Genomic DNA, 12,816 nt, shown 5'->3' with positions numbered 1-12,816 from the left:
CCCAGGAACCGATACCTGTAATTTAGGAATAGCAAGTAGTACTGGAGTAACTGCTGAATTAGAAAAGGTATTAAAATCTGAATTTCCGCAATACGCAAATAATAAAGAAATTACCATAAAAATTAGTGGTTGTATGAATTCGTGTGGGCAACATTCAATGGCACATATTGGTTTTCAGGGTATGACTGTGAAATCTGGTAAATTAGTAGCTCCGGCTTTGCAAGTGTTATTAGGTGGAGGCGTTTTAGGAAATGGTGAAGGAAGAGTTTCAAACAAAGTATTAAAAATACCAAGTAAAAGAGGTCCGGAAGCGTTAAGAACTATTTTAACAGATTTTGAAGCAAATGTTTTAGAAGGTGAATCGTTTTTAAACTACTTTGACCGTCAGGGTGAAATTTATTTTTACGATTTATTAAAACATTTATCTGACACAACAAATTTAGAGGCAAGCGATTTTATTGATTGGGGAGCTGAAGCGCCTTATGAAATGGCAGTTGGAGTAGGAGAATGTGCAGGTGTTGTAATTGATTTAGTAGCTACCTTGTTATTTGAAAGCGAAGAAAAAACTGTAAATGCTGCTGAAGCTTTAAAGTTAAATCAGTTTTCTGATAGTATTTATTATTCATACACAAGTATTGTAAATACAGCAAAAGCATTGTTGTTAACTGAAGGTGAAAAAACGAATACACAAGCTGGAATTATTTCTCAATTCGATGCTTTATTTGCTGATAAAGTAGTGTTGGATTCATCGTTTTCTGATTTTGTTTATCAAATTCAAAAAAATGAACCAACTAAAGAATTTGCACAAAAATATTTAGCTGATGCCCAATTATTTTATACAAAAGCACACGAATATAGAGTAAATACAGTAGCTAATGAAGAATAATATAAAGCCAAAAGTAACCTTAGTTGGTGCGGGTCCGGGTGATCCTGAGTTAATTACCATTAAGGGTATTAAAGCTTTAAAAAATGCGTCGGTTGTTTTATACGATGCATTAATTAACCGCGAATTATTGACATATGTTTCACCAGAAACTAAGTTGGTATTTGTAGGTAAACGTAAAGGAATGCATAGTTTTACGCAAGATCAAATTAATGAATTGATTGTAAAAAATGCCTTCGAGTTTGGAAACGTTGTGCGCTTAAAAGGAGGTGATCCTTTTATATTTGGAAGAGGTTCTGAAGAAATAGATTATATAGAATCCTTCGGTATTGAAACCGAAGTCGTTTCAGGAATATCATCATCAATGGCTGTGCCAGCAAGCTTAGGAATACCTCTAACTCATAGAGGTATTTCTGAAAGCTTTTGGGTAATTACAGGAACTACTTCCGAAAGAAAACTATCAAAAGATGTGTGTTTAGCAGCACAATCTACAGCTACCATTGTAATTTTAATGGGAATGAGCAAGCTAAAGGAAATAGTTGAAATATTTACTAAATTTGGTAAAACCGATGTTCCTACTGCAATTATTCAAAATGGAACAACAGCAAACGAAAAAATGGGTGTTGGAACCATTAATACTATTGTAACTATTGCTGAACAAAACAACTTATCATCGCCCGCAATTATTGTAATTGGTGAAGTTGTTAAAGAAAGTGCTAAATTGCGTGCTTATTTCGAAGCTGTAAAAGTTGAAAGCTCAAGCTACAGAAATTAACTTCGAAAAAAAGTTGATTTAAAAAATAACTTTATGGAAGAACGTAACGAATTATACCCAATATTTTTAAAAGTTGCACAGTTAAATGTGTTAATTGTTGGTGGAGGAAATGTTGGATTAGAAAAATTAACCTTCTTATTAAAATCTAGTCCAAACGCCAAAGTCACCATAGTTTCTATTGATTTTAATGCTGAATTGCTAAAATTAGCTAAAAAACATCAAGTAAAATTAGTTGAAAGTGCTTATAATGATTCTTTGTTGGAAGGAAAACATATGGTAATTGCTACAACTGATAAAATTGATGTAAATGTTCAAGTTTATAAAGATTGTAAAGCGCAAAGTATATTGGTAAATGTGGCTGATAATCCACCGTATTGCGACTTTTATATGGGTGGTATTGTAACCAAAGGAAATATAAAAATAGCCATTTCAACCAACGGTAAATCGCCAACCTTGGCAAAACGTTTACGTCAGTTTTTTGAAGAAGTAATCCCTGAAAATATTGACGAATTAGCAAAAAATTTAAACTCCTTCAGAAAAACCATTAAAGGTGATTTTCAAGAAAAAGTAGATACGTTAAATGATTTAACTAAAGGAATTGTTGAAAAGAAGTAAAAGTAACTTCTTTTCAGAAATGAATCCTTTTTTATGTTAATCTCAATTTTAATACTTCAAAAGTAATATTTTAATCATTTTCAATTATTAGTTGAAGTATTTATTCATTTTTTTGAATAATGAAATAATAAATTCAATAAAACCTTATTTTTCTTGAAATATTGCTAAATTTAGCTTCTTAAGTTGAATGACCTTTTTTTCCATTCTACTTTTTATAATAAAATCATTCATATAAAAATATCCTATGGCTTTAAAAATTGTAATATCTCATAAAACCATTTACAAATATGATCGTGAGGTTTCTCTTTCTCCTCATATTTTTAGGTTGCGTCCTGCTCCACATAGCAGAACACCTATTGAATCGTATTCAATAAAAATAAAGCCTGAAAATCAGTTTTTAAATTGGCAGCAAGACCCTTTTGGAAATTATTTAGCACGACTTATTTTTCCTGAAAAAACAACTGAATTATCTGTTGATGTTGAAATAATTGCAGATTTAAAAACCATAAATCCATTCGATTTTTTTGTTGAAGAATCGGCCGAAGAATATCCTTTTGAATATTCTGAAACCATAAAAAAAGAATTGATTCCGTATTTAGAAGTTCGAGAGAAAGGAAAATTATTACAAAATTTTTTAAAAACCATAGATTATACACCTCGTAAAACCATATATTTTTTAATTGATATCAATAGAAAAATATATGAATATTTAAATTATAACATTCGGTTGGATCCAGGTGTGCAAAGCTGCGATGAAACTTTAAAATTAAAAAGTGGTTCGTGCCGAGATTATGCTTGGTTATTTGTGCAAACATTACGTCATTTAGGCTTTGGAGCACGTTTTGTTTCGGGGTATTTGGTACAGTTAAAATCAGATGAAAAATCCTTGGACGGTCCTTCGGGTCCTGAAGAAGATTTTACCGATTTACACGCGTGGGCCGAGGTTTATATTCCTGGAGCTGGTTGGATTGGTTTTGATGCCACTTCTGGTTTATTGGCTGGTGAAGGGCATATTCCTTTGGCATGTACACCTAGTTTTGAAAGTGCTGCGCCAGTAGAAGGTATGACCGATATTTGCGAAACTGAGTTCTTTTTTGAAAATTCAGTAAAACGAATTTTTGAATCGCCTCGTGTAACAAAACCATATACTGCAGAACAATGGAATGAGATTTACAAGCTTGGTTTTAAGGTTGAAAAACAATTAGAAAAAGGTGATGTTCGCCTAACAATGGGCGGAGAGCCTACTTTTGTTTCTATTGATGATATGGAATCAGCAGAATGGAATACTGATGCTGATGGGCCAAATAAAAGGAAGTTAGCCTCTAACTTAACCAAAAAGTATTATAACAAATTTGCAAAAGGTGGGGTGTTGCATCAAGCCCAAGGAAAATGGTATCCTGGGGAGCCTTTACCGCGTTGGCAATTTGAATTGTGTTGGAGAAAAGATGGTAAACCTATTTGGCATAACGAAAAATTATTGGCTGAATTTGCTGATGAAGTTAACTTGCCTGAAAATGCAGCATTCAAATTTTTAGATAAACTAACGAATTATTTAAGAATTTCCAATGAAAATATTATACCAACATTTGAAGACGCGTTTTATTTCTTATGGGAACAAGGCAAATTACCTGTTGATGTAGATCCTTCTAAAGATAAAGATGCTTCATTAATTCGTAAAAAGTTAAACGAAATATTAGAAAATGGTACTTCAAATGTTGTTGGATATGTATTGCCTTTAAATAATTCAGAAGGACAATGGTATACAAATAAATGGGAATTTAGAAGGCAACATATATTTTTAATTCCTGGAAATTCGCCAGTTGGATTAAGATTGCCGTTAGATTCTTTAATTCAAAATTCTGGAAATGAATTTCCAAGATATGAACCTGATAATTTTTCAAAAAAGGAAAAATTACCAAGTTATAAGCGACTTGCCTTATTAAGATATAAAGCTTTTTTAACCGAAGGTATTTTACAAAATAAGTACAATTATTTTGTTAGAACTGGAATGTGTGCAGAGGTAAGAGACGGTAAATTGTATTTATTTTTACCTCCTTTGGATAGTGCTGAAATATTTTTAGATTTAATTGCATCAATTGAATTAACTGCACGCGATTTAAAAATTCCTGTAGTTTTAGAAGGTTATGAGCCGCCAAAAGATCATCGTTTGCAATCAATGAAAATTACGCCAGATCCAGGTGTAATTGAAGTAAATGTGCATCCTACACATAATTGGAAAGAGTTAACAGAAAACACTTTTACCATTTATGAAGAAGCAAAAAAAGCACGATTAGGAACAGAAAAGTTTATGCTCGATGGAAAGCATACAGGTACTGGTGGAGGAAATCACGTTACTTTAGGCGGTACAACACCTGCTGATAGCCCGTTGTTGAGAAAACCGAGTTTATTAAGAAGTTTGTTAACATTTTGGCAGCATCATCCTGGGTTATCATACCTATTTTCTGGTTCATTTGTAGGTCCAACTAGTCAGGCTCCAAGAATTGATGAAGCACGCTTGGAAAATTTATACGAACTTGAAATTGCTTTTAGCCAGATTCCTAAAGACGGAGAAGTACCCTTTTGGTTAACAGACAGGTTATTTAGACATTTATTAACCGATTTAACAGGAAATACGCATAGAGCTGAGTTTTGTATAGATAAATTGTATTCTCCTGATTCTTCTTCAGGAAGATTGGGGATTTTAGAGTTAAGAGGTTTTGATATGCCTCCGCATCCACAAATGAGTTTAATGCAAATGTTATTGGTTAGAACCTTAGTTGCTTGGTTTTGGAAAAAGCCCTACGAACACAATTTAGTGCGTTGGGGTACCGAATTGCACGATAAGTTTTTAATTGAACACTATGTGCGTGAAGATATAAAAGATGTTGTAGAGCAATTAAATAGGGCTGGTTATAAGTTTAAAGAAGATTGGTTCAATCCGTTTTTTGAATTTAGATTTCCACTGCACGGTATGGTAGATATTAATAATATTCATATTGAATTGCGTTCAGGAATTGAGCCTTGGAATGTGTTAGGTGAAGAAATGACTGGCGGAGGAACTGCGAGATATGTTGATTCTTCATTGGAAAGAATTCAGGTAAAAGTTTCTGGTTTTAACTCAGAACGATATGTATTAACGTGTAATGGTGTTAAAGTTAGGTTGAAAAATACAACTGTTAAAGGAGAATATGTGGCCGGAATTCGATACAAAGCTTGGAATCCATATTCGGCATTGCATCCAACAATAGGTGTAGATACGCCATTGGTTTTTGATATTGTAGATACTTGGAACCGTCGTTCAATTGGTGGTTGTACCTATTTTGTAGCGCATCCAGGAGGAAGATCATACGAAACGTATCCAGTTAATAGTTATGAGGCAGAGTCAAGAAGAATCAATCGTTTTTGGGAATTTGGTCATACGCAAGGCGAAATTGACCCAATTGAAGAGACCGTACAGGACGATGATAATTCAACAAGAACTGTTCATGAAAAAGAAAGTTCGAAAAAGTTCAGTTATAAAGAAATTCCGATTAATTTTGAATTTCCGCATACGCTGGATTTAAGAAAAAAATAAACACCTACATGTCCATTAGTACAAATACGTTATTCAAAGATTATTTCAAAGATTTTAAAGGCTATGATGAGGTTTTTACCTCCGATTTAGGAATTGATAAAAATTGGGATAAATTACTTGATATACTTTCAACTATTGGAGCAAACAAATTAAATGAAAAGACTGGTGAAATAAATTGGTTGTTAGCTGAAAACGGTGTTACTTACAATGTTTATAATTATCCAAAAGGGCTTAATCGTCCGTGGAAACTGAATGTTGTTCCTTTTATTATTCAAAAAAAAGAATGGCAAACCATTGAAAAAGGTATTCAGCAACGTTCAGAAGTATTAAATTTATTGTTGAAGGATATTTATGGTAAACGCGAATTGATTAAAAAAGGAATTGTTCCTTTTGAAGTTATCTTTTCGCATCGTGGTTTTTTACGAGCTTGTGATCAAATTCAATATAAAACAGCAAAACAATTATTAATCCATTCGGCAGATTTAGCCAGAGGTCCCGATGGGCGTATGTGGGTGGTTAATGATAGAACCCAGGCACCTTCGGGTATGGGTTATGCCTTAGAAAATAGACTTTCAATTAACAAAGTTATTCCTGAAGTTTTTGGCGATATTAGTGTTGAACAACCCTCTTCGTTTTTTAAAGACTTCAATCAGTTGTTGTTAAAAGCAGCACCTTCAAATGTTGAAAATCCAACGGTAGTAATATTAACTCCTGGACCGCATAACGAAACGTATTTTGAGCATTCTTATCTATCTTCTTTTTTAGGTTATCCTTTAGTAAAAGGCAATGATTTAGTTGTGAGAAGCGGTAAATTATGGATGAAATCATTGAAAGGATTAAAGCAAGTTGATGTTGTTTTAAGAAGGGTAGATGATGTTTTTGTAGATCCTTTAGAGCTGCGTGAAGATTCCTATTTGGGAGTTGCAGGTTTAATGGAGGTAGTAAGGCTTCAAAATGTTGCAATTGTAAACCCAGTGGGAAGTGGCATTTTAGAAAATCCAGGTTTAATACCTTTTATGAATGGTATTTGTAAGTATTTTTTAAACGAAGAACTAATATTACCTCAAATTGCATCGTGGTGGTGCGGACAAGAAAAAGAACGAAAACATGTGCTGGATAATTTACCTTCTTATGTGGTAAAAAGAATAGATCGTACGCATAGAGAGCATATTTATTTTTGCGAATTTTTATCGAAAAGTGAATTAAAAAATCTTAAACTTGAAATTTTAAAAGCGCCTTATCAGTTTGTTGCACAGGAAAATATAAATTTTTCAACAGCGCCAAATTTTGTTGAAGGCCATTTAGAGCCTCGTAAAATTGTATGTCGTACTTTTTCAGTAGCAAAAAATAACGGATATAGCGTAATGCCAGGTGGCTTGGTACGTGTTGCGGCAGAAAGAGAGGAGTTGCTAGTTTCTAACCAGAAAGGAGGAACAAGTAAAGATTTTTGGGTGGTAAGTGATAAAAAGCAACATAATATTCAGCATTATTCTTGGCATAAATCAGCAGGTAATGCATTTTCAGGGATAAATGATGTGCCTAGTGATACTGCCGAAAATTTGTTTTGGGCTGGACGCTATATTGGTAGAACCATTGTAACAGCGCGTTATTTAAGAATGGTTTTAAATCAAATGACAAACGTTCAATTTAACCATAGAAAATCGGAGTCTGAAAGTTTAAGAATTCTTTTTCAGTCGGTTACAAATATTACATCAACCTTTCCTGGTTTTACTGGTGAAAATGAGGATAAAGCAATGCAGTTTCCATTAAAGGAAATTGAAGCAGTTATTTTAGATGAAACCAAAATTGGAAGTTTTGCACAAACTATTTCAAGCTTTAATTATTCGTACTATTCGTTACGAAATTTATGGTCTAGAGATATGTGGCGCGTTTTTGAAAGTATTCAAAAATTGTGGCAAAATTTAAAGGAAGAAAACCAGTATACAATACCAGTTTTAGTGAAATTTTTCGACAGAATAATAACAAGGTTAATTGCCTTTATGTCTCTTACTGAAGAAAGTATCATGGTAAAGCAAGGTTTGTTGGTCTATTTTATTGGTTTACAAATGGAAGAAGCTTTTACAACTATTGCAAAATTTAGATCCTTAGTGATCGTTCAGCAAAACCAAGAATTGGAATATGATATTTTAGAATCGTTATTAAGTAGTCATGAAAGTTTAAACATATATAGGTATAGTTATAAGTCTTATTTGAGTTTAGAAAACGTAATAAACTTAATTTTATTAGATAAGGAATATGCTAAATCACTTACGTATCAAGTAAAAAGATTAAAAAAAGACATAAATCGTTTGCCAAATAATAGTAAGGATGAATTTACTGAATGTCAGAAAAACATATCAAAGGCTTTAGAAAAAATTAAAAATGTTACAGTTGAAGATCTTTTAAAAGTAGATGCAGAATCTAATATGAGATTGCATTTAGATGAAGTTTTAGAAGAGTTGAGTGATTTGCTACATGCAACTTCAATGGCTATTTCAAACACTTATTTTAATCATACCTACCAACAAACGCAAATGGTTGCGCAACCTTATAAATAAATCTACATGGTTTTTGATATCATTCATACTACAAAATATAAATATGAAGATGGCGCTTCTTTTTGCCATAATCTTGCTACATTAAAGCCTAAAGACATTCCTGGTCAAACGGTATTGGATTATAATTTATATATAAGTCCAGCTCCAAACGATAGGTCTGAACGCCTTGATTTTTTTGGAAATACAATTACACGATTTTCTATTCAAGAGTTTCATAACGAGCTAGAAGTTACTGCTAAAAGTAAAGTGATGCGAAGTTATGAAGATCAGGTTTTAGAATTTGATATGGAAAAAGCGAAATTAATAACCGTTAAGGAAGCTAAAAAGTTATTAGAAGGATGTTCCGATGCTCTTATTGATGCCAAGCAATTCACATTAAATTCGCCACTAATATCAAATATTTCAAAAGAAATAAAAGCCTACGCAAAGCAATCGTTCAAACCAAAAAGCTCTGTATATGAAGCCTCATTTGATTTGATGGAGCGAATTTTTAGAGATTTTAAATTTGTGTCTGGTTTTACAAATATAGCAACACCTTTAGATGTTGTTATGAAAGAAAAGAAAGGTGTTTGTCAGGATTTTGCTCAAATAGCTATTGCGTGTATTCGTTCAATTGGGTTACCCGCTCGATATGTTAGTGGTTATATTGAAACATTACCTCCAGAGGGGAAAATTAAATTAGTAGGTACCGATGCTTCGCACGCTTGGTATGGCGTGTATATTCCAACTTATGGTTGGGTTGATTTTGATCCAACAAATAACCAAGTTCCTAAAAATCAACACATAGTTGTAGCTTATGGCCGCGATTATTTTGATGTTGCTCCATTAAAAGGTGTTACTTATAGTTCAGGAAAAAATGTACTGGAAGTTTCTGTTGATATTAGACCAAGTGTTATTCAATACCAATCCAAAACGCAGCTACAGTCTCAAAGTCAATCGCAACAATAAGTGTAAATATTATTGCTTTTGGATTTGAGGTGTAAGTTCATTAGTTTTTGGAATATGATTTGTGACTTTAAAATAATTATCATCTAATTTTTCACCTATAACTACCAATTTGTTAATTAGGTCGCTGATAAATTCTTCAATATTTTCTTCAATATCATCAATTTGTTTATACTCAAATTCGCAATTTATTTTCCCAATTAAAAATGCTGCAGATTTAGGCGTAATTTTTTGATGCTTTGCAAGAATTCCAATGTATTTTTTTGTTTGATTTAAACTATTTTTAATGGAACGTGGGCAGTCTTCATTTAAAATTAAAAATTCTAATGTGTTTTTTTTAATAGGTGTTTTTTTGTACAATCTTCTCATCATATCATAAGAGAATGCACATTTTAACAAAGTAGACCAAACATGACTGCCATCTTCTAATAAAGTGCCTTTATATTCGTTTTTTTCAACAGAGGCATCGCTACATTTTGAATTGATAATTAAGGTCACTTGAAGTGCCCTTTCTAAATAAATACCAAGCATTATTATAGCATAAGTCTCGTCATGCAAAAGAGTTCCCTTAATTTTACTTCTAATTTCAGCAGTAGATTTTGTAATCATGGTTGTAAAATCGTACAAACCGTTTTTTACAAAAGCTTCAGGGTCATAATTTTTTATACTATGGTTTATTCTATTTATAGATTCGAATAACTCGGTTGAAATTAAATCTCGCGAACTTCGTGCGTTTTCATAAGCTGCATTAAAAGACTGTTTAATTGAATACGATTTCTCGGTATTTAAACCAACATTAAATAATACATCTTCTTCCTTTAGGTTTATTTTTGAATCAATTATTTCGCCACTAGCCATAAACATGATAGATCGCAATACAAAATCACTTGATTGTGATAATTCATTTGGTGCGTCTAATGATGAAAAATAATTTACATTTAAATATCGTGCTAAATGTTCTGAACGTTCAATATAACGCCCCATCCAAAATAGATTATTTGCTACTCTTGCTAACATAATTTTATGATTTTAATACCCAAGTATCTTTTGAACCTCCACCTTGAGATGAGTTTACTATTAAATTTCCTTTTCTTAAAGCAACTCTTGAAAGTCCACCTTTTAAAACATATTCTTTATCTTTTCCTAATAAAGTAAAAGTTCTTAAATCAACATGTCTTGGTTCAAACGACCGAGTTTCTTCAATATATGTTGGGTGTGTTGATAATGACATAATTGGTTGTGCAATATATTTTCTAGGGTTTGCCTTTACAGTATCCCTTACTTTTTGAATTTCAGCTTTAGTTAATTTGTTACCAATTGAAATTCCATAGCCGCCAGATTCATCAACTGGTTTAATTACCAATTTGTCTATATTTTCTAAAACATAGCTCAATTCGTTTTTTCTGCTGCAATGATATGTATGAACATTACTTAAAATTGAATCTTCATCTAGGTAATATTTAATAATTTCAGGCAGATAGGTATAAATTGCCTTGTCATCGGCAACACCAGTTCCTGGAGCATTAACCAAACAAACATTTCCTTTTTGATAAACTGAAAATAAACCTGGTACACCTAAAAGGGAATCAGGTCTAAATGCCAAAGGATCTATAAATAAATCGTCTATTCTTCTGTAAATAACATCAACCTTTTTTGGGCCATAAATAGTTTGTTTGTACACAAAATCATTTTCAACAAATAAATCTCTTCCTTCAACCAAATCAATTCCCATTTGTTTAGCTAAAAATGAATGCTCGTAATAAGCTGAATTGTAAACGCCTGGAGTTATAATAACACAAACAGGATTGTCAACTCCTTTTGGCTTTACCGATTCCATAATTTCCAATAAATTGGCGCCATAATCAACTACTCTATGGGTGTTGTATTTGTTAAATATACCAAAAAGTGCATGTTTTACGGCAGTTCGGTTTCCTACCACATAGCTTACACCTGAAGGACAGCGGATGTTGTCTTCCAGTACGTAATAATTTCCATCGGAATGTTTAATTAAGTCGGTTCCAGAAATATGGTTATAGATGCCTTCAGGTGGATCCAATCCCTTCATTTGTTCAATAAAGTTTTCCGAAGAACTTATTAAATCAAGCGGAACAATACCTTGTTTTATAATTTTTTGATCGTGATACAGATCCCATAAAAAATGATTGAGTGCTTTACTTCTTTGTAAAACACCCTTTTCAATGTTGATCCATTCTTTTTCTTCTATAATTCGAGGAAACAAATCAAATGGAAATATTTTTTCTTGAACAGAGTTTTCTCCATACACTTGAAACGTAATTCCAAGGTTAAAAAAGGATTCTTTGGCGCGTTCATTTAATGAGTTAAATTCATTAACTGAATACTGACTAAATAATTTAAACAACGTTTTGTAAATTTCACGTACTTCGTTGTTTTTACTAAATAGCTCGTCATAAAAATTGGAATTATATTCATATGAAGAGAATAACGGAAGTTCAATAGTTTTTTCCATAATTTTTGTTTTTCTAAATGTACGAATAATACATTAAAAATAGCATTTTACAGAAAATAATTTTACGAAAACGATTTTATGGTGAAAAAAAACGAATAAAACCAAACAATCAATGAAAAAATATCAATTTATTCATTTTTTACTTTCTAAAATGATTTTTTTTCTTGTTAGAAGTGTTTTTAATTCATGTGAACGATATCTAAAAAAGTTTAAATGAGTGTAATTTTATAAATTTACAAGCAAATATGCTTCTTTAGAGGCTTCGCACACCGAGCATTTATAGTCGCTTGGCAAATTTTCAAACAAAACACCACTTGCAATATTGGCAATGGAGTCGCCATAATCGCTGTCGTAAACTGTCATGCAAGCTGAGCATTGATATACTTCTTTTTCGGTTTTAACTTTTCGTTTAGTTTTTACTTCTATAATAACTTTTATTTTGCTGCTAATTCCAAAAGTTAAGCCACAGGTACTAATATCGTTTTGGTCAAAGTTACTAACAATAAACTTTTTCAATTCCAACGCTTCTTTGTCATCTACAGGCAAGTGCCAGTTTAATTCTAAAGAAGAATGACGAACGTTTATACCTTATTCTTCCTAATAATTTTTCTAAACCTAGTTTGTATTTTTTATTTAATCCTTTTATTATGAATGATTTTCAAGGTGTAATACAAATTTTACAAAGGTTGCTTTCTAAAAAAAAATACACAAAACTCTTTTAAAAATTATAAATTATATTCGTTATTTCTCCAGTAAATACCAAGCCAGTAATTATTATCACTCATTTTTTTTATACCGTTATAGTTTGTGCTAGCTCGAAATGAAGCTCAACCAAAAGCTCAAAAATTAACAGCAACCAAAAGCGAAAGCGGAATGGGATTGTTCTTTATGAAAGAGCGAATTAACTACATAAACGGTAGGATTTTTATTAATAGTGAAAAAAATAATGGAACTCGTATTACAATTAATGTAAATCTG

The 12,816-nt window shown here is 32.0% G+C and carries 8 protein-coding genes and 1 pseudogene; 6 read left to right on the top strand and 3 right to left on the bottom strand.

The features are described 5' to 3' along the window. From ABYI63_RS16375 to ABYI63_RS16350, 6 genes and pseudogenes are all read left to right on the top strand, one after another. A pseudogene (locus ABYI63_RS16375) lies at positions 1-886 on the top strand (nitrite reductase); the annotation flags it as partial. Then, complete coding sequence (gene cobA / locus ABYI63_RS16370; protein ID WP_372757905.1) at positions 876-1,658, top strand: uroporphyrinogen-III C-methyltransferase; 783 nt, start codon at positions 876-878, stop codon at positions 1,656-1,658. The pseudogene ABYI63_RS16375 and the gene cobA, both read left to right, overlap by 11 nt. A gap of 33 nt (positions 1,659-1,691) precedes the next feature. Beyond that, positions 1,692-2,273, top strand: a complete 582-nt coding sequence (locus ABYI63_RS16365) for a bifunctional precorrin-2 dehydrogenase/sirohydrochlorin ferrochelatase (protein ID WP_372757904.1) — start codon at positions 1,692-1,694, stop codon at positions 2,271-2,273. Positions 2,274-2,517: 244 nt separating this feature from the next. Next, positions 2,518-5,847: a DUF2126 domain-containing protein gene (locus tag ABYI63_RS16360; RefSeq protein ID WP_372757902.1), complete on the top strand. Its 3,330-nt coding sequence runs from the start codon at positions 2,518-2,520 to the stop codon at positions 5,845-5,847. An 8-nt stretch (positions 5,848-5,855) separates the two neighbouring features. Beyond that, positions 5,856-8,405: a circularly permuted type 2 ATP-grasp protein gene (locus ABYI63_RS16355; RefSeq protein WP_372757901.1), complete on the top strand. Its 2,550-nt coding sequence runs from the start codon at positions 5,856-5,858 to the stop codon at positions 8,403-8,405. Between the two features lie 6 nt (positions 8,406-8,411). Then, positions 8,412-9,353, top strand: coding sequence for a transglutaminase N-terminal domain-containing protein (locus ABYI63_RS16350; RefSeq protein ID WP_372757900.1), 942 nt, complete (start codon positions 8,412-8,414; stop codon positions 9,351-9,353). A gap of 9 nt (positions 9,354-9,362) precedes the next feature. Here the strand turns inward: ABYI63_RS16350 and ABYI63_RS16345 are convergent, their stop codons facing one another. The 3 genes from ABYI63_RS16345 to ABYI63_RS16335 form a co-directional block, all read right to left on the bottom strand. Then, positions 9,363-10,367 (bottom strand): alpha-E domain-containing protein, encoded by a 1,005-nt coding sequence (locus ABYI63_RS16345; protein ID WP_372757899.1) that lies wholly within the window; start codon positions 10,365-10,367, stop codon positions 9,363-9,365. Positions 10,368-10,371: 4 nt separating this feature from the next. Continuing rightward, the gene (locus ABYI63_RS16340) at positions 10,372-11,838 is read right to left on the bottom strand and encodes a circularly permuted type 2 ATP-grasp protein (RefSeq protein ID WP_372757897.1); all 1,467 of its coding nucleotides are present in this window, start codon (positions 11,836-11,838) and stop codon (positions 10,372-10,374) included. Positions 11,839-12,063: 225 nt separating this feature from the next. Then, positions 12,064-12,384, bottom strand: coding sequence for a rubredoxin (locus ABYI63_RS16335; RefSeq protein ID WP_372757896.1), 321 nt, complete (start codon positions 12,382-12,384; stop codon positions 12,064-12,066). Positions 12,385-12,816 lie beyond the last annotated feature (432 nt).

It is taken from the genome of Mariniflexile sp. (assembly GCF_041583155.1).
Lineage (GTDB): Bacteria > Bacteroidota > Bacteroidia > Flavobacteriales > Flavobacteriaceae > Mariniflexile.
Note: the sequence above shows the minus strand (reverse complement) of the source record. Positions and strands in the feature narration are given on the sequence as shown.